At 61.4% G+C, this 24,273-nt stretch carries 22 protein-coding genes and 2 pseudogenes; 17 read left to right on the plus strand and 7 right to left on the minus strand.

Features of this window, described 5'->3' with window-relative positions:
- Positions 1-508 (plus strand): annotated as a pseudogene (locus tag IEW17_RS21605) (IS701 family transposase); the annotation flags it as partial.
- 2 nt (positions 509-510) lie between these two features.
- Here IEW17_RS21605 and IEW17_RS18480 read toward each other — a convergent pair.
- From IEW17_RS18480 to IEW17_RS18490, 3 genes and pseudogenes are all read right to left on the minus strand, one after another.
- The gene (locus IEW17_RS18480) at positions 511-876 is read right to left on the minus strand and encodes an AAA family ATPase (protein WP_188563544.1); all 366 of its coding nucleotides are present in this window, start codon (positions 874-876) and stop codon (positions 511-513) included.
- Between the two features lie 119 nt (positions 877-995).
- Complete coding sequence (locus IEW17_RS18485; RefSeq protein WP_188563545.1) at positions 996-1,439, minus strand: hypothetical protein; 444 nt, start codon at positions 1,437-1,439, stop codon at positions 996-998.
- A gap of 112 nt (positions 1,440-1,551) precedes the next feature.
- Positions 1,552-2,635, minus strand: a pseudogene (locus IEW17_RS18490) (IS701 family transposase).
- A 100-nt stretch (positions 2,636-2,735) separates the two neighbouring features.
- On the opposite strand from IEW17_RS18490, the gene deoC reads away from it, so the two are divergent.
- The 6 genes from deoC (at position 2,736) to amaB (ending at position 9,994) form a co-directional block, all read left to right on the plus strand.
- Positions 2,736-3,404, plus strand: a complete 669-nt coding sequence (gene deoC, locus IEW17_RS18495; protein WP_188563547.1) for a deoxyribose-phosphate aldolase — start codon at positions 2,736-2,738, stop codon at positions 3,402-3,404.
- Entirely contained in the window at positions 3,385-3,951 is a 567-nt protein-coding gene (locus IEW17_RS18500) for a hypothetical protein (RefSeq protein WP_188563548.1), read from the plus strand. Before deoC ends, IEW17_RS18500 begins: the two co-directional genes overlap by 20 nt.
- A 235-nt stretch (positions 3,952-4,186) precedes the next feature.
- Complete coding sequence (locus IEW17_RS18505; protein WP_188563549.1) at positions 4,187-5,395, plus strand: M20 metallopeptidase family protein; 1,209 nt, start codon at positions 4,187-4,189, stop codon at positions 5,393-5,395.
- 63 nt (positions 5,396-5,458) lie between these two features.
- Entirely contained in the window at positions 5,459-6,265 is an 807-nt protein-coding gene (locus IEW17_RS18510) for a hypothetical protein (RefSeq protein WP_188563550.1), read from the plus strand.
- A gap of 435 nt (positions 6,266-6,700) precedes the next feature.
- Complete coding sequence (locus IEW17_RS18515) at positions 6,701-8,224, plus strand: S1C family serine protease (RefSeq protein WP_229749128.1); 1,524 nt, start codon at positions 6,701-6,703, stop codon at positions 8,222-8,224.
- Positions 8,225-8,389: 165 nt separating this feature from the next.
- Positions 8,390-9,994, plus strand: coding sequence for an L-piperidine-6-carboxylate dehydrogenase (gene amaB, locus IEW17_RS18520; protein WP_188563551.1), 1,605 nt, complete (start codon positions 8,390-8,392; stop codon positions 9,992-9,994).
- Positions 9,995-10,062: 68 nt separating this feature from the next.
- Here the strand turns inward: amaB and IEW17_RS18525 are convergent, their stop codons facing one another.
- Positions 10,063-10,584, minus strand: coding sequence for a hypothetical protein (locus IEW17_RS18525; protein WP_188563552.1), 522 nt, complete (start codon positions 10,582-10,584; stop codon positions 10,063-10,065).
- Positions 10,585-10,734: 150 nt separating this feature from the next.
- Here IEW17_RS18525 and IEW17_RS18530 point away from each other — a divergent pair, with 150 nt between their 5' ends.
- From IEW17_RS18530 to IEW17_RS18550, 5 genes are all read left to right on the plus strand, one after another.
- The gene (locus tag IEW17_RS18530) at positions 10,735-11,313 is read left to right on the plus strand and encodes an RNA polymerase sigma factor (protein WP_188563553.1); all 579 of its coding nucleotides are present in this window, start codon (positions 10,735-10,737) and stop codon (positions 11,311-11,313) included.
- 126 nt (positions 11,314-11,439) lie between these two features.
- Entirely contained in the window at positions 11,440-12,198 is a 759-nt protein-coding gene (locus tag IEW17_RS18535; RefSeq protein ID WP_188563554.1) for a hypothetical protein, read from the plus strand.
- The gene (locus IEW17_RS18540) at positions 12,195-13,472 is read left to right on the plus strand and encodes a DUF4097 family beta strand repeat-containing protein (protein WP_188563555.1); all 1,278 of its coding nucleotides are present in this window, start codon (positions 12,195-12,197) and stop codon (positions 13,470-13,472) included. The genes IEW17_RS18535 and IEW17_RS18540 overlap by 4 nt, the downstream gene beginning before the upstream one ends.
- Positions 13,473-13,533: 61 nt before the next feature.
- Complete coding sequence (locus IEW17_RS18545) at positions 13,534-14,037, plus strand: PPC domain-containing DNA-binding protein (RefSeq protein ID WP_308420637.1); 504 nt, start codon at positions 13,534-13,536, stop codon at positions 14,035-14,037.
- A gap of 68 nt (positions 14,038-14,105) precedes the next feature.
- Positions 14,106-14,603 carry a PaaI family thioesterase gene (locus IEW17_RS18550; protein WP_229749129.1) on the plus strand — a complete coding sequence of 166 codons (498 nt, stop codon included), beginning with the start codon at positions 14,106-14,108 and terminating at the stop codon, positions 14,601-14,603.
- 2 nt (positions 14,604-14,605) lie between these two features.
- On the opposite strand, the gene IEW17_RS18555 is transcribed toward IEW17_RS18550, so the two are convergent.
- A complete protein-coding gene (locus IEW17_RS18555) occupies positions 14,606-16,102 on the minus strand; it encodes a DNA integrity scanning protein DisA nucleotide-binding domain protein (RefSeq protein ID WP_188563556.1) in 1,497 nt (498 codons plus the stop codon).
- Between the two features lie 72 nt (positions 16,103-16,174).
- On the minus strand, positions 16,175-16,990 hold the full coding sequence (locus IEW17_RS18560) for an energy transducer TonB (protein ID WP_188563557.1): 816 nt from the start codon (positions 16,988-16,990) through the stop codon (positions 16,175-16,177).
- A gap of 160 nt (positions 16,991-17,150) precedes the next feature.
- Here IEW17_RS18560 and IEW17_RS18565 point away from each other — a divergent pair, with 160 nt between their 5' ends.
- The 5 genes from IEW17_RS18565 to IEW17_RS18580 all read left to right on the plus strand — a co-directional run bounded on the left by IEW17_RS18565 (position 17,151) and on the right by IEW17_RS18580 (position 21,854).
- Positions 17,151-17,567 (plus strand): RidA family protein, encoded by a 417-nt coding sequence (locus tag IEW17_RS18565; RefSeq protein WP_188563558.1) that lies wholly within the window; start codon positions 17,151-17,153, stop codon positions 17,565-17,567.
- A 68-nt stretch (positions 17,568-17,635) separates the two neighbouring features.
- On the plus strand, positions 17,636-18,598 hold the full coding sequence (locus tag IEW17_RS18570; protein ID WP_188563559.1) for a bestrophin family protein: 963 nt from the start codon (positions 17,636-17,638) through the stop codon (positions 18,596-18,598).
- Positions 18,599-18,912: 314 nt separating this feature from the next.
- Entirely contained in the window at positions 18,913-19,038 is a 126-nt protein-coding gene (locus IEW17_RS21285; RefSeq protein ID WP_262891852.1) for a hypothetical protein, read from the plus strand.
- A gap of 165 nt (positions 19,039-19,203) precedes the next feature.
- The gene (locus tag IEW17_RS18575; RefSeq protein ID WP_188563560.1) at positions 19,204-19,605 is read left to right on the plus strand and encodes a hypothetical protein; all 402 of its coding nucleotides are present in this window, start codon (positions 19,204-19,206) and stop codon (positions 19,603-19,605) included.
- Between the two features lie 98 nt (positions 19,606-19,703).
- On the plus strand, positions 19,704-21,854 hold the full coding sequence (locus IEW17_RS18580; protein ID WP_188563561.1) for an FUSC family membrane protein: 2,151 nt from the start codon (positions 19,704-19,706) through the stop codon (positions 21,852-21,854).
- 63 nt (positions 21,855-21,917) lie between these two features.
- Here IEW17_RS18580 and IEW17_RS18585 read toward each other — a convergent pair.
- Positions 21,918-24,273, minus strand: a 2,356-nt coding sequence (locus IEW17_RS18585) for a PAS domain-containing hybrid sensor histidine kinase/response regulator (protein ID WP_188563562.1), incomplete at its 5' end; no start/stop codon positions are given.

The following is a 24,273-nucleotide window of genomic DNA, read 5'->3' on the forward strand; positions in this document are numbered from 1 at the left end:
TTTCTTTTTGCCCTCGAAAGCAGCCGCACCGTGGCCCTGAGCGACGCCGACCGCGCGCAGGGCCGGCTCCAGGCCGTGCAGTCGCTGGTGTTTCCCGATACGCAACCCTTGCGCGTCTATTTGCGGGCCGTTAGAGAAGCGGTGCTCGTAACCAGACAAGTCTTTACAAACCAGGACGGTAGCCAAGGCATTTTGTATCTGGTCAGCAGCGACACCGACCTGGACCAGGCCCAACTGACCACGATTTACCAGAGACGGTGGAAAAGCGCATCAAGCTTTTTGTGTGGAAGAATACCACAAGTCGCTCAAACAGAATGCCTCCATGGGCAAGGCGCCCACCAAAACCCTGGCCACGCAGGCCACCCATTTCTTTGCCGCCGTGCTGGCCTACACCAAACTGGAGGTGCTTAAGCTCAAGTGCGGCATCGGGCATTTTCGCCTCAAAGCCCAGCTCTATACCGTCGGCCTGAAAGCAATGTACCAGCAACTCGGCCAACTCCGTGCGTAACATCAGTTACTAACCACCTGTCCGGCTAACTCTTCATAAAACGTCAAATCGCAAAAAGCATATTGAAATATCTTGTCTTCCTTTTCAAATAATAAAATAGCTACGTCTCTATCCGTCTCCACCTTAATTGTATTTGCCACCAGATTGTCATAAAACATCTGACGCGGCTCCTCATACCGAATGAAGCTACCCATGAATTTCTCGGTCTGCTCGTAGGTGATGCCGCCCAGCAGGCTCATGGCTTCCAGCAAATTCGATTTGCCCACGTTGGGTTCGCCGATAATCAGGTTCACGCGGCGGGGGTGCAGCGTGACGTCCTTGATGGACTTGAAATTCTGGATGCGCAGAAACTTGATGGCGTTTTCCATATGTCGGCAGGGTTTGCCCAAAAGTACAGACAAGGCGGGTTGCCGTGTGGGGTACAAACAGCGAAGAGGGAATTGCCACGTGGCAATTCCCTCTTCGCTGTTTGTTACGGAAAGCAGTTTTACGCCCGCCCCGGCGGGCGGTGCTCGTGGTCCTGGCTGTCGGCCAGCCACTCGCGGGCGGCGGTTTCGTTGGTGAAGAAGTAGGGGTAAAACTCGTGCTGGGCCTGCTGGCGCAGCAGCGTTTCGGTGCCAATGCTATCGATTTCGGCGCGGTGGTTCTCGTCGGCCACGCAGGCCACGAATACCGGCGACCCCAGCACCGATACCACCTGCTGCGACAACAACGAACCTAGCCACTCCAATAGGAAAGGGGAATACACCAGTTGGGTGTGCATGTCGAGCAGCCAGAACCGACAGCGGTTGTTTTGCAAGGCAGCTGCCAGCAACTCCTCCTGGGGTGGGTAAAGGCTGCGGTCGGCTACGTCGCGCAGCCAGCGGCCCACCAGCAGGTTAGGGGCAGGCTCGTAGGAAAGGGCAAATACATCGGAAATAATATTATTCATCGGAGCGCAGAAGAAAAGAATAGGCAACCCCCCGAGGGCAGCAGGGTCAAACATACACCTTGATTTGTGCGCAAGTGGTTCGGGCCCCGAATGGTTCAACTACTTACTGATGTTACGCACGGAGTAGGGTGAGTTGCTGGTACATGGCTTTCAGGCCGACGGTATAGAGTTGGGCTTTAAGGCGAAAATGGCCGATGCCGCATTTGAGCTTAAGGACTTCGAGCTTGGTGTAGGCCAGCACGGCGGCGAAGAAGTGCGTGGCTTGCGTGGTCAGGGTTTTGGTGGGTGATTTTGCCATCGAGGCGTTCTGTTTGAGCGACTTGTGGTATTCTTCCACACAAAAAGCTTGATGCGCTTTTCCACCGTCTCTGGTAAATCGTGGTCAACCGGGCCTGGTCCAGGTCGGTGTCGCTGCTGACCAGATACAAAATACCCTGGCTCCCGTCTTGGTTTGTAAAGACTTGTTTACTCACGAGCACCGCCTCTTGAACGGCCCGCAAATAGACGCGCAAGGGCTGCGTATCGGGAAACACCAGCGACTGTACGGGTTGGAACTGGCCTTGCGCACGGTCGGCTTCGCTCAGGGCCACGGTGCGGCTGCTTTCGAGGGCAAAAAGAAAGTGGTGGCCCAGGGCCCGCACCAGAGTCATGTTCTCGGCCGAGGCATACCAGCTGTCGGCCAGCAAGTAGCGGTAGGCCACCTGTTGCTGGGCTACGCGCAGCATCTGCTGCAGGTACTCGTTCTTGGTAAACGGGCTCTGGTAGCTGGTTTTCTGGGTCTTGGGCTGGTAAACGGGCACCGTTTTACGCACCAGCTCGACGGCGATGGGCAGGGCCAACTCCCCGGCCTGGTAGCGCAGGGTGACGAAGTTCAGGCCCTTGACGTACCGCTGCTGGCTGTGGTCCCAGTGCGTGCAAATTAGCTCGTTGGCGTCAGTGTGCGCCTTTTCCAGCACCGAATCGTCGACGATGAGCACGGCAAACTCTTCGGTCGGCCGCTGGGCTTCGGCCTGCCGAATCAGGGGCTTGGCCTGCCGCCAGACCTCGGCCGGGCCGTAGGTTCCCTGACTCAGCCAGCGCGTGATGTGGTCGTGGCTCAACGCCCCGTCCAGCAGCCGCGACAAGCCCGTGGCCGTGGTCGGACCCGTCGAACTCAGCAAATAATCCGTGTACAGGTCCAGCGTGCAAGTCATCATAAGCTGCTAAACGGGCTAAGATGCCCAACGACTGCGTAACATCAACTACTTAGTCGGGGGTCGCCCGCGGGGCCGAACCATTCCCGGCTACCTTTGTGCTATGAATCTTGCCGCTCACATCGACCACACCTTGCTACGCCCCGATGCCACCGAGGCGCAGATTATCCAGCTTTGCGACGAAGCCGCCGCCCACGGCTTTGCTACGGTGTGCGTGCCGCCCTGCTATGTGGCCTTGGCCACTGCCAAGCTGGTTGATACGGGCGTGGGTATTTGCACGGTTATTGGCTTTCCGCTGGGTTATTCTTCGGCCAGCGTCAAATTCAAGGAAGCCGAAGTGGCGCTGTACGATGGCGCGACTGAGTTGGACATGGTCATCAACATCTCCGCCCTGAAATCGGGCAAGACCGATGTCATTCAGGCCGAAATCCTCGATTTAGCTGATTTGTGCCACGTGCACCAGTCTCTGCTCAAGGTCATTATTGAAACCGCGCTGCTCACTGAGGTAGAAATTGAGCTGGCCTGCCGCCTGTGCGTGGGCGGCGAGGCTGATTTTGTGAAAACGTCCACCGGCTATGCCAGCCGTGGGGCCTCGGTGGCCGATGTGGAGCTGATGCGCCGCTCGCTGCCCGCTGGGGTGCGCATTAAAGCGGCCGGCGGCATCCGGACGCGCGAGGCGGCTCTGGCCCTGTTGGCCGCCGGGGCCGACCGCATCGGTTCTTCCAATAGTCTGGCCCTGATTGATTCAACCGATGAAACGACTGTCGCGTAAGATGCTGCTGGTTTTTCCGCTGCTTGCCCTGGCCGCCTGCGCCAGTACGGCCTCCCAGGCCCCGCGCGCCACCGCCCCCACCGACACGACCCTGCGCAAACCCACGGCCGCGGTAGCTTCGGCCCCCATGCCCGCCGAGGATGTAACGAAGTACCGCTTCGTATTCCCCGCTCCCAAAGCCCTGACTACCGCCACCGCCCCGCTCCCCAAAACGACGGTCGCGCCCACCAACCAGGTGAATGCCCCGGTAGAGCAGCGCCTACGCGACCAGGCCTACACCAACCAGAACGTGAAGTATACCCAGGGCTACCGCATTCTGGTGTACCTCGGCCTGGAGCGCGACCAGGTAATGGCCATCCGGCGCAACATCATCGGGCGCTACCCCGACGAAACCGACTACATTACCTTCAAATCCCCCGTTTACCGCCTCTACATCGGCGATTACCTGACCAAGCTGGATGCGGCCCGGGGCCTGGCCCGCCTGCGCGGCCTCACGCCCAAGCTGGAGCTGGAAGCCACGCAGGTATTGCTGAATAAGAATCCGTAATCGGGAAGAGGAAGAACGTCAAACTTCCCTCCTCAGATGAGGAGGGGATGTTCAGCCGCTAGGCTGAACAGGGGTGGTTGACTTCGTTGAACGACGAACGAACGACACCCGGCTGCCTCCCTTGCCAAACGATAAAACCGCCCACGCGAGTCGGGCAACGACTCAACCACCCCCGTCCGAGCCGTTGGCTCGAACATCCCCTTCTTGGTAAGGAGGGGAGTTATCGTTCTAGCTTATGTCCGACCTGATTCCCCAGATTCACCTTCTTGCCGCGCAGCACGCGGCCGATACCGTGGCCCTGCGCCGCCACCTGCACGCCCACCCTGAGCTGTCGTTTGCCGAAGTCAACACGGCCGCTTTCGTCACGCGGGAGCTGGAGAAGCTGGGGCTGCACCCCCGGCCCATCGCCAACACCGGCGTGGTGGCCCTGATTGAGGGCCAGCCCGGTGGCCCCACCATTGCCCTGCGGGCCGATATGGACGCGCTGCCCATCACGGAAGCCAACGACGTGCCCTACAAATCGACCAACTCCGGCGTGATGCACGCTTGCGGGCACGACGTGCACACGGCCTCGCTGTTGGGCGCGGCCCGCATCCTGAATGAGCTGAAGGGCGAGTTTCAGGGCACCGTGAAGCTGATGTTTCAGCCGGGGGAGGAGCGGCTGCCGGGCGGCGCTTCGCTGATGATAAAGGAGGGCGTGCTGGAGAACCCGGCCGTGGACAGCGTGCTGGGCCAGCACGTATTTCCGCACCTGCCGGCCGGTAAAATCGGGGTGCGGGCCGGGCGCTACATGGCCAGCACCGACGAGCTCTACCTCACCATCAAGGGCAAGGGGGGGCACGGGGCGATGCCCGAAATGAACCTTGACCCGGTACTGGTGGCCGCCCACATCATCGTGGCCGCCCAGCAGATTGTGAGCCGCCGGGCCAACCCCAAAACGCCTTCGGTGCTGAGCTTCGGCAAGGTCATCGCCAACGGGGCCACCAACATTATTCCTAACGAAGTGTACATCGAGGGCACGTTCCGGACCTTGAATGAGGAGTGGCGCAACGAGGCCCACCAGCACCTGCGCAAGCTGTGCGAGGGCCTGGCCGAAAGCATGGGCGCGGTCTGCGAGCTCGAAATCCGCCGGGGCTACCCTTACCTGGAAAACGAGCCCGCTCTCACGGCCCGCGTGAAGGCCGCCGCCGAAGCCTACCTCGGCCCCGAGAACGTGGTGGAGCTCGACCAATGGATGGCCGCCGAGGACTTTGCCTACTTCTCGCAGGCGGCCCCGGCCTGCTTCTACCGCTTGGGTACCCGGCACGAAGACGGCCGCTTTGCCGCCTCGGTCCACACGCCTACCTTCGACATTGACGAGCAGGCCCTGGCTACCGGCCCGGGCCTGATGGCCTGGCTCGCCATTCAGGAGCTGGGCCAGCCAAACCGTAGCGCGGACTTTTAGTCTGCGTTTGAGCGAACCCGTACTTTGCCCTCCGCGGACTGAAAGTCCGCGCTACTTTGCCCCATGAAAAAACTGCTTTCCTGCGCCCTGCTGCTTGGCCTGAGCCTGGCCCTGCCCGCCACCGCCCAAACCCGTCGCTCGGTCTACGGGCTGCAGCTGTGGCCTGAGTTGCAGGCGGAGCTGGCCCTCACCGGCAACGACTACCTGCTGTTGGCCGTGCGCGGCCAGAATAATACCGACAATAACGGTTCCCGCAGTCCCAACCGCTTTTTGGGCTTTGATGAGCGGCGGGTGAGTGCGGGCTACGAGCATTTCTGGACCGAGCACTGGAGCGGCGGGGCCACGCTGGGCTACGTGTCGGTGAATGACATTTACGTGCTGGTGCCGGAGCTGCTGCTGCGCCACCGCAGCCAGCTGGGGCCGCTCACCTTCGGGCAGCGCCTGAGTTTTGAGCGCACCTTTCCGGGCCCGGCCACCTACGTCAGCCAGAACGTGGCCCGGCTGCGAGTGGACTTGGAAAAGGTGCTGCCCGTGGGCCGGCTGGCCCTGCGCCCGCGTCTGAGCTACCAGGCCGAAACCCGCATTCGATTCCTGAAGGCCGAGACTGAGCCCAACGAGCGTTTCATTCAGTTCACCAGTCTGCGGGGCGAGCTGGGCTGCCGCCTCAGCCCCAGCCTGGATTTCACGCCCTGGTTCGCTTACCAAACCAGTTACAGCCTCAGCTTGGCCCAGACGGATGTCAACGGCAACATCACCATCCCCGCCGGGCGCTTCAACGCGGTATCGCCGGTAGTGGGCCTCGATTTGCGCTTCACCCTGCTGCGGGGCCGCGACGCGGCTACCCGCCAGCAGCTGCCTACGCAGCACTAGGGCCGCCGCCGGCCAGGTAACAGGGCGGTTTGACGAGTAACAGCACGTTATGCTGAGCGCAGCCGAAGCATCTCGCTCGGGGTAGTAATCAACGCCGTCTTCACGATGGATTACTACCCCGAGCGAGATGCTTCGGCTGCGCTCAGCATGACCATCTATTCGGGCTGCGTGTTCCTGCCAAACGTCAAAATTGTCATATTGAGGGGCGTATCTGCAAAAAAGGCACCTTCCGGGGTGCCTTTTTTGCAGTCTTATTTGTTGTAACATCAGGCCGCTACTCTTGGTCTGTTTTCTGTTAAAAGCAACCCTGAGACGCGAAAGCGAATCTTTACAGCGTTAAGGACCCAAATCCTGGTCGGACTTGTTTGTTGCAGTAGCCCAGGGTATTAAATCAGGTTATTCAATCACCCGTTTCATTTCACTTTTCCCAACCCCATGCAAGCAAAACAATTGATGCTCGGCCTGTTCGGTTCCGCTATTTTGGGCGGTGGCGTGGCCGTGGGGGGATATAAGCTGCTGGAGCCGGCCCAACTGGTGCCCCAAGCTGTAGCCGCCGACCCCCAAGTGCGTTACACTTCCCAGATGCGGAGCACGTCCTACGCCGTGCCCGAAGGCCTCAACTTTGTGGCCGCCGCCGCCGCCGTGACCCCGGCCGTGGTGCACGTGATGACCGAATACGCCGCGCCGGCCGCTGACCGTCGCCAGCAGCAGATGGACCCTTTTCTGCGCCAGTTCTTTGGCGACCAGAACGAGCAGTTTCAGGGGCAGATGCCGCCCGGCCACCCGCAGGTGCCCCAGGGTGGCGGGTCGGGCTCGGGTTCGGGCGTGATTATCGCCGCCAATGGCTACATCGTAACCAACTACCACGTCATCGAGAAAGCCTCCAAGATTGAGGTGGTGCTTGACGACAAGCGCAAGTACGATGCCGAGCTGGTGGGGGCCGACCCCAACACCGACCTGGCCGTGCTCAAAGTGAAGGCCGACAACCTGCCCTTCGTGAAGTACGGCAACTCCGACGATGTGAAAGTGGGCCAGTGGGTGTTGGCCGTGGGTAACCCGTTCAACCTGAACTCTACCGTTACGGCCGGCATCATTTCGGCCAAGGGCCGGAACATCGGCATCCTCAGCCGGAAGAACAACATGGGCCTGGAGTCGTTCATTCAGACCGACGCCGTGGTGAACCCCGGCAACTCGGGCGGGGCCCTTGTGAACCTCAACGGCGACCTCATCGGCATCAACTCGGCCATTGCCTCGCGCACCGGCTCGTACGAAGGCTATTCCTTTGCTATTCCCAGCTCGCTGGCCAGCAAGGTGGTCGACGACCTACTGAAGTATAAAGTGGTGCAACGCGCCCTGTTGGGTGTGCAGATTCGGGAAGTGGACGCCACGCTGGCGTCGGAGAAGAAGCTGAACACCCTGAACGGCGTGTACGTGGAGGGCCTGAGCGAGAGCAGCTCGGCGGCGGTGGCGGGCATCAAGCCCGGCGACATCATCACCCGGATTAACGGGGTGGCGGTGAACACGTCGTCGCAGCTGCAGGAGCAGGTGGCCCGATTCCGGCCTGGCGACCGCATTAAGGTGGGCTACCTGCGCGGCAGCGCGGCCGGGACGGCCGAGGCCATTCTGCGCAACGCCACGGGCACTACCGGGGTAGTGCGTGAGGAAGCCGTGGCGGCCAGCCTGAAATACGAAGGTGCCACGCTGAGCATGGTGCCGGCCCGCGAGCAGGCCAAGCTGGGCATTGAGGGCGGCGCCAAAATCTCAGGCATCAAGGGCAGCAACTTCCGCGAGTCGGGCATGGGCGATGGCTTTATCATCACCCGCATCGACAAAAATACGGTGACCAAGCCCGCCGACGTGAAAACCTACCTCGACCAGGCCCGCGAAAACCAGGGCGCGTTGGTGGAAGGCCTCTACCCCGACGGCCGCAAGGCCTATTACCCCATCGGGCAGGAGTAACATCGGTTTGTAGTTGATAAAAAGCCTCTGCCACTCGGCAGAGGCTTTTTTGTGCTGCGAATTACGGCAGGTTCAGTAGTGGCCGCTCGTTCAAGTGGTGGGTGGCCGTCGCATTCCTTAGCTTTGCCAAAGCATTACCCCATCGCATTCCCACCCCCGTTTCTCATGAAGCAAGCCCTCGAAGAAGCCACCGCGCCCGACGTAACCGTTCCGCACCCTCACCACGACCCCCACAGCATTCAGGACGTGCTGCGCCAGCTGGGCGTGACGGCCGACAACGCCGCTTACAGCACCGGCCGCACCTGGGGCGGCGCAACTAACGCCGACCGCCGCGTCATCAACGCCCCCGCCGATGGCCGCCGCATCGCCAGCGTAGCCTTCGCCACCGTCGCCGACTACGAAACCGTGGTGAAAGCCGCCGAAGAAGCCTTCAAAACCTGGCGCCTGGTGCCCGCCCCCAAGCGCGGCGAAATTGTGCGCCAGATTGGCAATAAGCTCCGCGAATTCAAGGAGCCCTTGGGCAAGCTGGTGAGCGCCGAGATGGGCAAAATCCTTCAGGAAGGCCTGGGCGAGGTGCAGGAGATGATTGACATCTGCGACTTCGCCGTGGGCCTGAGCCGGCAGCTGCACGGCTTCACCATGCACTCGGAGCGCCCCGCCCACCGCATGTACGACCAGTACCAGCCGCTGGGCCTGGTCGGCATCATCTCGGCCTTTAACTTCCCCGTGGCCGTGTGGAGCTGGAACGCCATGCTGGCCGCCGTGTGCGGCGACGTCAGCATTTGGAAGCCCTCGGAGAAAACGCCCCTCACGGCCGTGGCCGTGCAGCACATCATCCGCGACGTGCTGGCCGAGAATGAGATTCCCGAAGGCGTATTCAGCGTCATCATCGGCGATGTCAGCATCGGCGCGGCCATGGCCGCCGACAAGCGCCTGCCGCTGATTTCGGCCACCGGCAGCACTCGCATGGGCCGTAAGGTGGGCGAAGTGGTAGGAGCCCGCCTGGGCCGCGCCCTGCTCGAGCTGGGCGGCAACAACGCCATCATCGTGACCAAGAACGCTGATTTGAACATTGCCATTCGCGCCATCGTGTTCGGGGCAGTGGGCACGGCCGGGCAGCGCTGCACCAGCACGCGCCGCGTGATTATCGAAGAAAGTGTGTTTGAGGAAGTGAAGAGCCGTTTGCTGGCTACTTATCCCAAGCTGCCCATCGGCCACCCGCTGCAGGAAGGCACGCTGGTTGGCCCGCTGATTGATGCCGACGCGGTGAAGATGTTCCAGGAAGCCCTCGTGAAAGTGCAGGCCGAAGGCGGTAAGGTTCTGGCCGGCGGCGAAGTGCTGAATCGCCCCGAGCTGGCCGGCGGCCACTACGTGACCCCCGCGCTGGTGGAGGTAGAAAACCACTACCACACGGTGCAGGAGGAAACGTTCGCGCCCATCCTCTACCTCATCAAGTATAGCGGCGAGGTGCAGAACGCCATCGACCTGCAAAACGACGTGCGCCAGGGCCTGTCCAGCAGCATCTTTACCCTGAACATGCGCGAGGCTGAGGCTTTCCTGGCTGCCAGCGGCTCCGACTGCGGTATCGCCAATGTGAACATCGGCACGAGCGGGGCCGAAATCGGCGGCGCGTTCGGCGGCGAGAAAGAAACCGGTGGCGGCCGTGAATCCGGCTCCGATGCCTGGAAAGTGTACATGCGCCGCCAGACTAACACCATCAACTACAGCACCGAGCTGCCCCTGGCGCAGGGCATCAAGTTCGACGTGTAGCAGGTAACCCTCGGATTGCAGTTACTAAAAACCCTCTCTGATTGATTCGGAGAGGGTTTTTTAGTGGCTTATTCAACCTTGATGTCGCCGTGGCTGCGGTAGTACACCTGCTGGCCGGGTACGTAGCACACGTAGTACAGCCGGTACAGCGCCCCGGCCGCCAAGGCGTTGGGCCCAAAGGTCATGCGTACGCCGTTTTGCAGCAGGTCGTTTCGGTGTAATTCCTTGTACTTGCTGTCCACTATCACATACATCATCCGGGTGCCGGCCGGGGCGGGTTTGTTCGCGTTTACGCCGGTGGTGAAGGTGAAGCCCCCGGCGGCATCGCTCTGGTTGGGATACACGCCGGCATGCCAGGTGTCGGTCTGTTGGGGGGCGTCGAGCGACAGGCCCAGGGAGGAAAATAATTGCTTTTCACGGTTGTTCCACGGGCCGTCGGCCACCCAGTCGGTAGGGTCGCCACTGCCCATGGGCAGATTATTGCCAGTGCGGTACTGAAAACCGGGAGCGGGGCCGAAGTCAATCGACTCTTCTTCTTTGGCATCGTCGTCCTTCTTACAGGCACTGAAAAGCAGCACGGGCAGTGACAAGGGTCAGCGGCAGGAAACGAAGGGAGTGGCGGGTGAGCATCAGGCGGTTATTTTTGAGTAGATGCCAAATATAACCGCTACTATACGTTGCAACCTACCCCCCGTATCTTGCATCCTTAGCCGGGTCTTATCCACTATCCGTTTTTCTGCATGGAAGCCTTATCCATTTCCGCCTACGTTGACATCAATGCGCCCCTGGTGGAGCGCTGCCGACTGAATGACCGCCAGGCCCAGGCCGAGATTTACCGGCGCTACGCCAAGGCCATGTTCAATGCGGCCCTGCGCATCACCGGCGACTACGCCGAGGCCGAGGACGTGCTCCAGGAATCCTTCCTGAGCGCCTTTCGGGAGCTGAGCAGCTACAAGGGCGACTCGGCATTCGGGGCCTGGCTCAAGCGCATAATAGTCAACAAAAGCATCAACTGCCTGCGGCAGCGGCGGCTGGCGCTGGTGCCGCTGGGCGAGCAGCACCACGAAGAACCCGCTGATACTGCCGGCCCCTCGCACGAGGACGAAGCCGACAATCATTACCGCGCCGACGTGCTTCGCCGCTGCATTCAGGACCTGCCCGACGGCTACCGCGTGGTGCTGAGCCTCTACCTGCTGGAAGGCTACGACCATCTCGAAATCGCGGGCATTCTGGGCATTACCGAATCCACTTCCAAATCGCAGTACAGCCGGGCCCGGGTGCGCCTGCGCGAACTGGCCGCCCAGCGTGGCCTTGGTTAATCTTTTATCGTTGCTAGCAGTTGATTACCTCACATAACGTTGAATTCTCTTTCGCCCGGCGGCGGTCATCGAATATCCCCGCAGTCCGCCAGAACCAGAAATAACCGTGCGTTCGCCTCTCATTATATGGATACCCAAAAGAATACCTCACTGGAAAGCTTCGTCGAGCGGCACCGTGCCGATTTCGATACGCACGAGCCGCGCCCCGACCTCTGGGCCGCCCTCGAGCAGCAGCTGGCTGGTTCCGTAGCGCCCCCGGCCGAGCCCGTGATGCACTTGACGGCTGACGTTGCCAAGCCTCTTCCAGCCGCCGCGCCGGTGGCTCCCGTGCGGGCCAGCTGGCTGCAGCGCTACGGGGTGGCCGCTGCGCTGGCGTTGCTGGTATTCGCGGCTGGGGCCAGCGAGGCCTGGAAATCAAAACACCAGGCCATGGCCGAAGTGGCTACCGCTTCGGCGGTAATCGTTAGTAATGAGTCCGATGCGGCGCTCTACCAAAGCAGTAACCCGGTGGCCCTCACCGCCGGCGAGCGCACCGTGGGGGCCGATAGCCAGCTGGTGCGCGCCGTGCGCGGCATGGAAACCTACTACACCAACCAGCTCAGCCGCCGCCAAGCCGAACTGCGCGAGATGAGCGGACCCGGCATAGCTGGCATGACCGCCGACTGGCAGCGCGAATTGGTGTCGCTCGACTCCAGCTACCGCCAGCTGAAGCTGGAGCTACTGCACCACCCGCAGCCCGATGCCGTGCTCACGGCCATGAACCGCAACCTGCAAATCCGTCTCGATATTCTCGACCAGCAGCTGCACCTGGGCACTGAGGCCCCAGTCATTGACCACAACTCGGGCTCTTACGTGCTGGCTGATAGCCGCCACCTGCCCGAATGAATCAGCCGCTGGCCTTCTTTGGAAAGTGGCACCGGTGGGCCACGGCCTTGCTGGTGGCTACTACGCTACTGACCGCTCCGGTGGCCCGCGCCCAGTCGGGGCACTGGGTAGCCGTGGGGCCGGGCGTGGCCGTGCTGGTACTCAGCTCGGAAGCCAGCCGGGCCAGTGCTACGCTCTTTGGGGTTGAAGTGCCCCCGACGCAGGAGCCGCCGCAAACTAAGCCTCAGCCCGAGCAAACTGACGGCCAGGATGCCGCCAGCCTGCAAGTAGAGCAGCGCCGCCGCGTGAGCCGCAGCTACGCGGTGCCTAAAACCGGCCGGGCGTTTTCGCTCGATACCCGCTACGGCCGCGTGCAAATCAATCCGTGGAACAAGCAGGAAATCAAAGTGGAAGCCGAGCTGGTGGCCCGTTCCGAAACTGACGCGGGTGCCCATCAGGTGCTCGACGCTTTGGGTGTGCAGTGGCTGGACTACGATGCCAAAACCGGCGGCGTGGCCGTGAGCACGCAGTTTGGCGCGGCCCTGCGGGGCCGCGCCGGCGGCTGCCGCTACGAAGTGAACTACACTATTTGGCTGCCCCGCACCACGGCGCTGCGCGTGCATAACAGCTTTGGCGAGGTGGCCATTAGCGGCGATATAAATGGTCCTGCCGAGTTGGCCGTGGAGTACGGCGCGCTGCGTGCTGGCCGTCTCGAAGGCCCGCGCAATCTGATTCGGGTGGGCAACGGCAACGGCACAATCGCCTTCGTGGGCCGCGCCAGCATTGATGTCAGCTACGCCCGCCTGCGCCTCGACGAAGGCACGACCGTGGACCTGCGCAACAACTATTCTGACATTGATATCGGCACGGTGCAGGACCTGACCGTGCACAGCAAGTACGGCGACGTAGCCCTGGGCACCGTGCGCAACCTGCGTGGCTCGTCAGGCTACTCGCGCTTCACGATTGATAAGCTCGATGAAGCCCTGGACATGGCCCTGCGCTATTGCCCCGATTTTGTGGTGCGCGACATGGGAGCCAACTTCCGGCAGGTAAACCTCGATGGTGGTTTCAGCACTATTCGGCTGGGGTTTGCCGAAGCTCCCGGCTTCCGCTTCGACGTGAGTACCGAGCAGGGGCAGCTGCTGGTCGATAAAAACCTGGTGCGCGTACTTTCGCAGGAAAACGGTCCGCTGACCAGCGACGTGCTGGGCGTGTTTGGGGCGTTGGCACCGTCCCGCCAGGCGGGCAACGTCAATATCAAAGTTCGCCACGGCACCGTTCGGTTTAGCAAGTAGCGCGGTAGAGCTGCTCCGGTAAGCTTAGTATGACGTTCTGATTGTTGACGTTCTTTGCGCCGTGCTTCGATTCTTGTTCTGCTTCCTGCTGGCCGGCCCGGTGCTGGCCCAAACTCCGGCCGTCGTGCCCACTGCCCGAGCTTCTGCTTTGAAAACGTATTCCTTACGCCTGCGGCCCGGCGATGATTTGCGCCAGCAGCTCACTGCCTTTGTGCAGGAGCATCATATTCGGGCCGGGGCCATGCTGACTTGCGTGGGCAGCCTCACGGTGACTACGTTGCGGCTGGCCAACCAGGAAGCCGCCAGCGTATACCGGGGGCATTTCGAAATCGTGTCCCTTGTCGGTACGCTTTCCGTCAATGGGTCGCACCTGCACCTGGCGGTTTCGGACAGCACGGGGCGCACCATCGGCGGGCACTTGCTCGATGGCTGCCGGGTGTATACCACCGCCGAAATTGTGCTGGGTGAGCTGCCCGAGGTAGAATACCGGCGCGAAACCGCTTTCGGCTACAAGGAGCTGGTGGTGTACCCGGCTCCGCCCGCGCCGCGCAAAAAGAAAGAATAGCCGTTGGCCGTGGTTCCCGCGCCGGGCGTGCCGTACTTGTGGGTTCCAATTCCAGAACTGCAACGCTCATGACTGCCTCCACTGATACTCCCCAAGCTGCGGCCTTCCGCCGCCAGGTGCTCAACCCCCTGAAGCTGCGGCTGTTTATGGTGCGCAAGCTGCCCATGGCGTGGCTGGCGGGCCTGCGCCTCACGCAGCTCACACCCGAGCACGCCACGGTCACCGTTCGGTTCAAGCACCTTACCCAAAACCCGTTTCGCAGCATCTATTTCGCCTGCCTGGCCATGGCGGCGGAACTGGCCAGCGGCATGCAGGCCATGATGCACGTGCAGGGCGGTGGGCCGGTCTCCATGCTGGTAGTGAAGCTGGAGGGCGATTTTACGAAGAAAGCCGTGGGTCTTATCACCTTCACCTGTCCCGATGGCCCGCGCATTGCCCAAGCCGTGGCCGAGAGCCGTGCCACCGGCGAAGGCCGCACCGTGGAATGCACCAGCACGGGCGTAGACGAAGCCGGCGAGGTGGTGGCCGTGTTCCGGCTCACCTGGTCGTTTCGGGCGAAGCGGTAAGCCTATTCCTGCACCGAGGTAATCACATCCACCATGCCATCCTCGCTCACTACTACGGCTAAGCACGGATGGTCCGAGCTTTCCACGTAGCGCAGCGCCGAGTTGTACCGGGCCCCGCGGGTGCTGTCGCCCCGGCCGGAGGCGCGGCCATCCAGAATTACGCCAATGGAGTAGCAGTAGCCTTCCGGGTCGAGCAAGACCGCGCCGTCGATGCTGGTGACGAGGCGGGTGATGAGCGGCGTGAGCGGCACGGGCTCGACGAGCATGCATTGCAGCTTGAGGCGGTCGGCCTCGGCCAGGGCCTCGGTGGTGATGACCAGCAGGGTGCCGTGCTTCTGGCGGCTGGCTTCGAGCACCACGTCCCAGAGGCGCTCCACCTTGGGCGCGTCGGTGAGGCCGAAGGTGCGCTTGAGGGCCCGGCGGAAGCCCGTGCGGCTCAGGCGGGTGCGGGGCACCCCGGGCAGGCCGTAGTGCGAGCGTAGCAGTACGTGGCCGGCATGCAGCAGCTCCCAGGCGTAGTGCGTCACGAAGCTGATAACGAATAAATCCTCCCGCACGGCATCGTAGTGGCCCACGTGGCGGCCCAGGGCGTACACGGTTTCGCCATCGGCGAGCAGGTGCACGTCGGGCGTGGTCATCTCCAGTAGCTTGCGCACGGCGCGGTAGTCCGTGAGCTCGGTGGGGCAGGTGAGGGCGAAAATCTCTTCCGTGTTGGGGTGGCCGCGGCGGGCCAGTAGCAGTTTGCCCACGCCCTCGGCTCCCTCGTAGCGCAGGCTGCTGATGGTGTTGCAGGTGGCAAAGAGCTTGGTGGTGGCGGGGTCGAGGCCCAGGGCCTGGGCGGGGGTATCGAGCAAGGACTTGCCGGCGGCGCGCAGTAGCTCTTCGCTCTCGCGGGGCCGTGTGATAATGCCCGCGCCGGGCTCGGGCTCACTCAGGGCCTTCACGATTTCCTCGTTGAAGCGGTACATGGCAGCCACGAGCAGCGAGGCGGCCAGCGGCCGGCCATCGGTGTAGAAGCGGTGGGGCCGCAGCGACGGGTAGGCCCGTACCGGCTTGCGCTGCACGCGCAGCACCGTCACCACAAAATACTCCCGAATAGCCACGGGCCAGCCGGTGAAGTGCTGGTGGGTGGCGTGTTCGTCGAGGGCGTCCAGGATTTCCTGCACGGCGTCGCGCACGCCCAGACCTTCGTGCTTGCGGCGTACCAGGGCCGGGCTCACGTCGTCGCGCTCGGGGTAGGGCCAGGGGGTGGCGTGCTGAATGACCCGGCCCCGGGCCACCGCGTGGGTAAACGCCTCGGCGGGCAGGCCACAGTCTTCGGGTTCGAGGCAGCGGGCGGGCAGCGTGGGGTCGATGGGCAGGGCCAGTAGCACCACAAAGGGCTTTAGGTCGTCGTCAAGAGCATCGAATAGCTCTTCGGCCAAGGCCTGCGCCGCTTTGCGGTAACGCTCCTGATGGGGCCAGAGCAGGGTGGGAGCAGGAGCGAGAGTTGGCGTCATGGAGATAGAATGAGGGCGGTAGAACAAAACTCCCCTCCTTACCAAGGAGGGGAGTTATTTGTTCGCCGCGGCTTACAATTGGAACAGAACCGGCAAGAGCATCTTTTGCTTTATCGGCTTGCCCTGGTAGATGGCGGGCTCCCACTTCGGGGCGGTCTTGATGAGGCGCAGGGCTTCGTCGTCGAGGCCCGAACCCATTTTGCGGGTCACGCGGGCATCGGTCAGGCTGCCATCGGTCTGAACGATGAATTCGACCATCACCTTGCCCTGAATCTTGCGCTGCCGGGCCAGAGTGGGGTATTTCTGGTTTTTCTCCACCCAGTCGAAGAAAACCTGGTTGCCGCCCACGGGCTGGGTGGGGCGGTCGGGCGGCACCACGGCCGGCCGGTCGGGGTTGGCCGAGGCGGCGATGTCGGCCGCTGAGGTGGTGATGGGCCGCGCCTTACCCGAGGGCAAGGTAACCGTGCTGCCCGGCGAGAGCACGAACGATACCGGCACGACCACGCGCTGGCGCACCACTTGGCTGCGCAGGTGCTTGGCCGGCGTCCACTTCGGGCCGCTTTTGATGAGGCGGATGGCTTCGGCGTCGAGCTCGGGAGCCAATGGCGTCTCAACCTTTACTTCGTTTACGGTGCCGGTTTTTTCCACCACAAAGCTCACCCGTACTGTGCCCTGCAGGCCTTTTTGCATGGCGCTGGCCGGATATTTCTGGTGGTCGGCCAGGAAGCGGGCGTACTTTTCAGTGCCGCCCAGGGGCACTGCTGGCTGGGCCACCGAATCATAAACCTGGGTGGCTGAGGGCTTGGGCGGCATTTTGCGCTTTTGGGCCTGGGCGCTGATACTGAATAAGGAAAGGCCGCTAAGCAGCAGGAGCAGGGACGATTTCATAAAGCAGGGAATAACGGGAATAGTCGGTCGGAAAGTAGCACCATGCGCAAAGAACGGCAACCGGGCCGAAGCGCTTTCGAAAAACCTTGCCAGTAGGCCCTATTCCATCGGGGCTAACGTTCTTTGAGCACATTTACTTTTACCCTCCCGCGCTTTTCTCATGGCTGAGCACCCCACTTCCCGCGCCCCCGAGCCCGTTGGCGCCTACCCCTACACCCGCCGGGTGGGCAATTTGCTGTTCCTCTCGGGCGTGGGCCCACGGCAGCGTGGCCAGCGCGGCATTCCCGGCGTGGAAGTGGACGAAGACGGTAATATTCTGCAGTACGACTTTGAAAGCCAGTGCCACGCCGTGTTCCAAAACGTGCGCTACATTCTGGAAGAAGCCGGCGCGGCCTGGGATGATTTGGTGGACGTGACCGTGTTTCTCACCAACATGAAAGACGACTTTCCGGCCTATAACCGGCTCTATGCCGAGTACTTCGCCACGGCCCATCCCTGCCGCACTACCCTTGAGATTAACGCCCTGCCCACGCCCATTGCCATCGAGCTAAAGTGCATTGCGGTGCTTCGTGACTAGCATTTATTAACCGGGTTTTAATGCCCGGATTGTAACTCGCCGGGACGGTTGGGGGTTATGGGCGTCTCATGTACGTTCGCAAAAACCTCCGCTGGAATGTGGTGTGGCAGCTCACGCACCGCAGCCTCTACCTGTTTATTGCCTATAATACGGCGGTCTGCCTACTGTACGGGCCCCTCAATGTCCACTGGCTCGACATACCGTGGCAGCCCGTGGCGCTGCTCGGCACGGCCGTGGCGTTTTACATTGGCTTCAAGAGCAACGGGTCGTACGACCGGTTCTGGGAGGGCCGCCAGCTGTGGGGCACCATCGTGAACACCAGTCGGGTTTGGGCCATCCGGGCGTTCGACTACGTGCACGCCACGTCCGATGAAGTCATTCCCGAAGCCGACGACATCAGCGAGCTGCACCGCCGCCTGCTCTACCGCCAGATAGCCTGGTGCAATGCCCTGCGCCTGCACCTGCGCCGCCAGACGGCGGCCCAGTGGGACATCGAAGTAGCCCCGTTTCTGCCCCCCGAGGAAGCGGCCACGGCCAAAGTTCTCAGCAACCCGCCCACCCACCTGCTGCGCCAACAAAGCATTGAGCTGCGCGAGCTGTTTCAGCGCGGCCTGCTCACCGAGTTCCGGCAGGTGGCCCTGATGCAGACCATTCAGGACTTGCTGGATGCCCAGGGCGGCTGTGAGCGCATCAAGAACACGCCTTTTCCGCGTCAATACGCGTATTTCAGCTTCATATTCGTGTGGGTATTCGCCGCCGTGCTACCGCTGGGCCTGGTCGAGGAATTCGATAGCCGCATGGCGCTGGGCCAGTACCACGTGTGGCTGATGGTGCCGTTTTCAGTGTTGGTATCGTGGGTGTTCAACGTTATCGAAGTGGTGGGCCACACCAGTGAAAATCCTTTCGAAAACGATATCTACGACGTGCCCATGACGTCTATCTGCCGCAGCATCGAAATTGACCTGCGCGAGCTGCTGGGCGAAACCGAGCTGCCGCCCAAGATTGAAGCCGTGGACGATGTACTGTATTAGAGTAGTTACCAGGTTACAGCGGTTTCACGCACCGTGTATAGGGTATAGAGACGCGACCCTTCGCGTTGCGTCGTCCGTGTCCTTCGCCGTTCAACGCCGAGACACGAAGGGTCGCGTCTCTATACCCCGTCAATAGCGTACATCGATTGTGAAACTGCTCTGGTATATAGGTAGCGAGCCGTAGCGCGAAGTTTGTAGTTCGCGCTACGGGCACATTAACCGGAGAACCGTCACAATCAGCAAGATGATTATTCTTGGTATTATGATATTTGATAAGGGTAACACAGGTTTTATCCCTGCTATGCCACGGCTTTGTGGCACAGCCCTCCCAGCACAGCACCGACCCGGCCCTGATGACAGCCCTGGCGTGCTCGTCGGCGGCCCTGCTCGACGTGTGGGCCGAGCTGCGCGCGGCCGGCTTCGTGGAGCGCTACCACTAGGGCCGCGCCCGCTACTACCGTCTCACCCGCGCCGGTGAGGACTGGCTGCTGGCCGTGGTGAAGGGTGAGCCCGCTTGATGGTTGCGGCGGGAATGGTACGCTCTTTCGGAGTACGGCTCCGAAAGAGCAGGTGAGTGAATCTGGAAACAACGCCAAGCCTTCGTTATGCTCAAAACAGTACAGTACGACCCTGATGATTCGCTTAATTTAATGGAAGCGTCCGTGTTGTGGGGAATTGTCAATTTTTATCAGAACCCAGCACTAGCCGAGCAGGTGCAGCACTGTCGGGTAACGCAGAGAGAATATAGCGGGTGTGGCTTTTTTACTACGCTAACAGTGCCAGTTGGTAGCCGCCAAATTGTCGCTGGAAAGACTCGTGCTTACAATGGCAGTGATTTGGATGCGCCTGAACTGTCGCACGGAGCCGGCAGCGTCCTGTTCCTTCGGGAGGGGATAATAGATTTCCTAGAAGTTTTCGCGTATGTCGACGGCGACCCAGCAACAGTAGAGGCATTCACGCTGCAGCCTTTTGGCCCAGCCACCGGCGATGCCCAAGCTTCGGGTTAGGCAATCAGGCGCGTCAATTGGGAGAGGCAGCCAATTGGCGGGTCGTCCTTAGCCGGTCTGGCTGGTTTCGCGTTTATTTAGTAGTTCGCCCCCGTTGCATGAATACCCAAACACGCCGCCTTAGCTACTTTTTTTCCGGGCAGAATTTCACCGATGGAGTCCGCATCACGGTCGCCATCCTGCTGCCGGCGGTGCTGCTGACCCAGTTGGGCCACTTTGAGCAGGGCCTGACCATGGCCACCGGAGCCCTGTGCCTAAGTGTGACCGACACGCCCGGCCCGGCCGCGCACCGCCGCAACGGCATGCTGGCCGCTCTGGTTTTGGTGTTCGGCACGGCCCTGCTCACGGGCGCGGTGGCCAGCAACGCGTGGCTGCTGGGGCTGGAAATCGCCGGGCTCAGCTTCCTGCTCACCATGCTGCTGGTGTGGGGCGCGCGGGCCGGCGCAGTGGGCACCGCCGCCCTCCTGAATGCGGTGCTGGTGCTGGCCCACCCGCCCACGCCGGGCCAGCTGTTGCCCCACGCCGCGCTGCTGCTGGCGGGCGGCCTGTGTTACGTGGCGCTGGCGCTGCTGGTGTACCAGGTGCGGCCCTACCGGCCGGCCCAGCAGGCACTGGGTGAGTGCGTGCACGCCCTGGCCCGTTTCCTAGAGCTTAAAGCCAAATTCTACCAACCCGAAACCGTGCTGAAGGACGACTACCGGCAGCTGGTGGCCCAGCAGGTGGTGGTGAACGAAAAGCAGGAGGCCGCCCGCGATTTTCTGTTTCGCACCCGTCAGATTGTGAACGAGAGTACCAGCCAGGGCCGCCGCTTAGTGCTCACCTTTGTCGAGACGGTGGATTTGTACGAGCGCGTCAGCGCTGGTCACTACGACTACGCGGCCGTGCGCGACACCTTTGGCCCAACGGGCATTTTGCCCGCTTTTGCCGCCCTCATCCGGCACGTGGCCACCGAGCTCGACCACCTCGGCGTGGCCATTCAAGCCAACCATCCTTACAGCGGCGTGGGCCCCAAGCTTAGTGCCGAATGGGAGCTGCTGCAGGCCCGCATCAGTGCCCTCGACGACGACCCCGCCACGGCGGCCAATACCCGGGTGCTGAAGAAAATTCTGGTCAACCTGCGCGATATTATCCGGCGCGTGGGCAACATCCGCCGCTACTTCGACGAAAGCCAGCCCGCCGTGCCCACGCCCAGCCGCGCCGTCGACCACGCCCAGTTCGTGGCGCATCAGGAAATTCAGCTGCACGCTCTGAGTCAGAATTTTACCATGAAATCGGCCGTATTCCGGCACGCTTTGCGCATGACGCTGGCTTGCACCGTGGCCTTTGTGGTGGGCGAAAACCTCGGGCGCGGGCAACACAACTACTGGATTTTGATGACCGTGAGCATCATGCTCAAGCCCGGCTTCAGCCTCACCCGGCAGCGCAATACCGAGCGTATTGTGGGCACGCTGGTAGGTGGGGTCCTAGGAGCCTTTGTGCTATGGCTGCTGCCGTGGCCCGATGTACGGTTTGGCGTGCTGGTGGTATTTATGGTGGTGGCCTACAGCTTTCAGCGCACCGTGTACCTCGTTACGGTGGTGTTTCTCACGGCGTACCTGCTCATCCTGTTCAGCTTTTTGGGGCTGAGCTATTTGGGCGTGGCCGAAGAACGGATTCTCGACACGCTCATGGGCTGCGCCATTGCCTTTGCGGCCGGCTACTTCCTGTTTCCGCGTTGGGAATCCGACCAGCTCACCGACTACATGGCCACTGCCCTGCGCGCCAACTTAGTGTACCTGCGCCAGCTGGCCGACCGCCTGGCCGGCCGGCCCCTGCCGCCCAACGAGTACCGCCTGCTGCGCAAAAACGTGTACGTGAGCGGGGCCAACCTGGCCGCGGCCTTCCAGCGCATGCTCACCGAGCCCAAAAGCAAGCAGTACCGGCCCACCGAAACCTACGAGTTTGTGGTGCTGAATCATATTCTGTCCTCCAACATCGCCTCCCTCACCGGTACCCTGCGCGAGGCCGCGCCCGCCGTGCCGGCCTTCGCGCCCGAGAGCCGTCGGGCCCTCACCAGCGCCCTGGCCGCGCTCCAGAAAAGCCTGCTGCTGATTGCGCCCGCCGCCGAGGTACCCGCGCTTGAGCTGGCTCCGGCCGAGCCCGAGGTTTCAGCGGTCCTCACCGACGATAAATCCCTGCTGGAGCAGCTCACATTCCTCCAAAAAGTGAGCGGCGATATTGGGAAAGTGACCGATGTGCTGGTGAAATAATCCCGCGGCTAAACCGTGGCCAAACCGCGGCCAAACGGTACGACCCAATCCAGCCGGGCTTTGCTAATTTTTCACCCGCGCCGGGTGCAGCGTTTGCGACAGCCGCTGCAGTTTTTCTTCCAGCTCGCGGGCCGCCAACTCGCACACCGTCTCAATCTTCAAGAACAAGTCCCTCACCTTAGTCATGGTTGCCGCGTTGCCTTCGTCGCCGGCCTCGTTGGCTATCAGGATGCCGGCCAGGGCTTGCAGGTCTTTGGCATTATCCTCGAACTCCGGGCTGATACCCACGGTGGCAAACGTGGGAATGATGGAGTGGGTGGCTGACTTTAAAGTGGCCCATTCGTTTTCGGCAATGGCTTTTTTCATGGTTTGTACCAGCTGTGGAATCTCCTGCAGGTACAGGTAAATCATTTCGGCCATGCGCGAGTCGGTTTTGGTCACCCGTTTCAGGTAATCGAAGTTGACGCAGGTAATTGTGGGCTGGGGTTTAGCCTCTTCGTGGTCCGGCAGAGCCGAATGTCTGTCGTAGCCCGAGCTCTTCAGGTACTTGATGATTTTGCTGTAGAGCAGCTTGTCGTCGATGGGTTTCGAGATGTAGTCGTTCATGCCCACGGCCTTGCATTTCTCCACGTCCACGGTGGTCACGTCGGCCGTGAGGGCAATGATGGGCGTGGTGAGCTGCAGCTGCGTGCGAATGTATTCCGTGGCTTCGAACCCGTTCATTTCGGGCATCTGCAAGTCCATCAGGATGATGTCGTAGCTGGTGTTGCGCAGCATTTCCACGGCAATGCGGCCGTTGCCGGCCACCTCCATCTCGAAGCCGAAGTCCTCCAGCAGCGTCTTCATCAGCAGCTGGTTGAGGGCAATGTCTTCCACCACCAGAATCTTGACGTCCTGGAACCCGGTTTCCAACTCGACGTTCAGGCCCGATTCGGTGTCGGCTTTCTCCAGGGTTTTGTTGAAGCTCAGGATAAAGCTGAACGTGGAGCCTTTGCCCACCTTGCTACGCACGCTGATGGTGCCCCCCTGCGGCTCCACCAGATTTTTTACGATGGCCAGCCCCAGGCCGGTGCCGCCGTACAGGCGGCTGGTGCCGCTGGTGGCCTGTTGAAAATTATCGAACACCGTGCCCAGCTTCGATTGCTCAATGCCAATGCCGGTGTCGGTAACGGCAAATTCCAGGATGACCTTTTCCGCGTCCTGCACCAGCATTCGCACGCCCACCGTGATGCTGCCCTCGCTCGTGAATTTCACGGCGTTGCTCACCAGGTTGAGGATAATTTGGTGCAGACGCACCGGGTCACCCACCAGCACTTCCGGAATCTTCTCGTCGTACTCCATCACCAGCTCCAGGTTTTTTTCCTGGATTTTGGTCTCAAACAAGTGCACCATGGCCGACACCGAGGCCGAGAGCTTGAACGGAATCTGCTCAAACGTCATCCGGCCCGCGTCCACTTTGGCCAGGTCCAGAATGTCGTTAATCAGCACAATCAGCGTGTCGCCGCTCAGCTTGATGGCCGTCAGGTACTCGCGCTGCTTGTCGGTGAGCTCCGTTTTCAGCACCACCTTCGTGAAGCCGATAATGGCGTTCATGGGCGTGCGGATTTCGTGGCTCATGTTGCTCAGAAACTGCTGCTTAGCCTTCACGGCATCTTCGGCAATCTCGGTGGCGCTTTCGGCTTTGGCCTGGGCTTCCTCGGCCAGCACGGTGGCGCGCTCGGCCGCAATTTTGGCCTCGGTCAGCTCAGTGGCCACGCGCTTCTGGTCGGTCACGTCGCGGGCCACAATCACCACGCCCAGCACGTGCCCTTCGTCGTTTTTGTACACCGACCCGTTGAATAGCACGTCGGTTAGTTTGCCGTCTTTGTGCCGCAGCGTGAGGGGCGAATCGGCCACCGTGCCCTTGGCAAACACTTCCTGGTACACCCCACGGGCCATTTGGGGCTCGGTGAAATACGCGAAGAAATCGGACCCAATCAGCTGCTCGCGCTCAATCCCGGTGATGTACACCGTGGCCATGTTCATGTCCGTGATTTTGCCTTCCGGGCTGATGGTCACCAGCGGGTCGCGGCTGGCTTCAATCAGGCTGCGGGCGTAGTTGGCGATGCGCAGCTCGGCGGCGCGTTTTATCTTCTCGTCGTTTTGAAAAGCCAACTCCTTGTTGGCAATTACCAGCTCGGCGGCGCGCTTTTCCTTCTCATCGTTCTGAAACGCCAGCTCAATGTTGGCAATACCCAGCTCGGCGGCGCGCTTCTCCTTCTCGTCGTTCTGGAAAGCCAGCTCGGTGTTGGCGATGCTCAGCTCCTGGGCGCGTTTCTCTTTCTCGTCATTCTGAAACGCCAGCTCCCTATTAGCAATGCTGAGCTCGGCGGCGCGTTTTTCTTTCTCGTCGTTCTGGAAGGCCAGCTCCGTATTGGCA

The sequence above is a fragment of the Hymenobacter frigidus genome, assembly GCF_014640435.1.
GTDB lineage: Bacteria > Bacteroidota > Bacteroidia > Cytophagales > Hymenobacteraceae > Hymenobacter > Hymenobacter frigidus.

Bases quoted from the DNA above. Each gene is read 5' to 3' on its own strand.
- IEW17_RS18505 (WP_188563549.1), top strand. From the start codon at position 4,187: ATGTCCGACCTGATTCCCCAGATTCACCTTCTTGCCGCGCAGCACGCG.
- IEW17_RS18580 (WP_188563561.1), top strand. From the start codon at position 19,704: ATGAATACCCAAACACGCCGCCTTAGCTACTTTTTTTCCGGGCAGAAT.
- IEW17_RS18480 (WP_188563544.1), bottom strand. From the start codon at position 876: ATGGAAAACGCCATCAAGTTTCTGCGCATCCAGAATTTCAAGTCCATC.
- deoC (WP_188563547.1), top strand. From the start codon at position 2,736: ATGAATCTTGCCGCTCACATCGACCACACCTTGCTACGCCCCGATGCC.
- IEW17_RS18555 (WP_188563556.1), bottom strand. From the start codon at position 16,102: ATGACGCCAACTCTCGCTCCTGCTCCCACCCTGCTCTGGCCCCATCAG.
- IEW17_RS18485 (WP_188563545.1), bottom strand. From the start codon at position 1,439: ATGAATAATATTATTTCCGATGTATTTGCCCTTTCCTACGAGCCTGCC.
- IEW17_RS18565 (WP_188563558.1), top strand. From the start codon at position 17,151: ATGGCTGAGCACCCCACTTCCCGCGCCCCCGAGCCCGTTGGCGCCTAC.
- amaB (WP_188563551.1), top strand. From the start codon at position 8,390: ATGAAGCAAGCCCTCGAAGAAGCCACCGCGCCCGACGTAACCGTTCCG.
- IEW17_RS18515 (WP_229749128.1), top strand. From the start codon at position 6,701: ATGCAAGCAAAACAATTGATGCTCGGCCTGTTCGGTTCCGCTATTTTG.
- IEW17_RS18550 (WP_229749129.1), top strand. From the start codon at position 14,106: ATGACTGCCTCCACTGATACTCCCCAAGCTGCGGCCTTCCGCCGCCAG.
- IEW17_RS18575 (WP_188563560.1), top strand. From the start codon at position 19,204: ATGCTCAAAACAGTACAGTACGACCCTGATGATTCGCTTAATTTAATG.
- IEW17_RS18560 (WP_188563557.1), bottom strand. From the start codon at position 16,990: ATGAAATCGTCCCTGCTCCTGCTGCTTAGCGGCCTTTCCTTATTCAGT.
- IEW17_RS18510 (WP_188563550.1), top strand. From the start codon at position 5,459: ATGAAAAAACTGCTTTCCTGCGCCCTGCTGCTTGGCCTGAGCCTGGCC.
- IEW17_RS18535 (WP_188563554.1), top strand. From the start codon at position 11,440: ATGGATACCCAAAAGAATACCTCACTGGAAAGCTTCGTCGAGCGGCAC.
- IEW17_RS18570 (WP_188563559.1), top strand. From the start codon at position 17,636: ATGTACGTTCGCAAAAACCTCCGCTGGAATGTGGTGTGGCAGCTCACG.
- IEW17_RS18530 (WP_188563553.1), top strand. From the start codon at position 10,735: ATGGAAGCCTTATCCATTTCCGCCTACGTTGACATCAATGCGCCCCTG.
- IEW17_RS18540 (WP_188563555.1), top strand. From the start codon at position 12,195: ATGAATCAGCCGCTGGCCTTCTTTGGAAAGTGGCACCGGTGGGCCACG.
- IEW17_RS18500 (WP_188563548.1), top strand. From the start codon at position 3,385: ATGAAACGACTGTCGCGTAAGATGCTGCTGGTTTTTCCGCTGCTTGCC.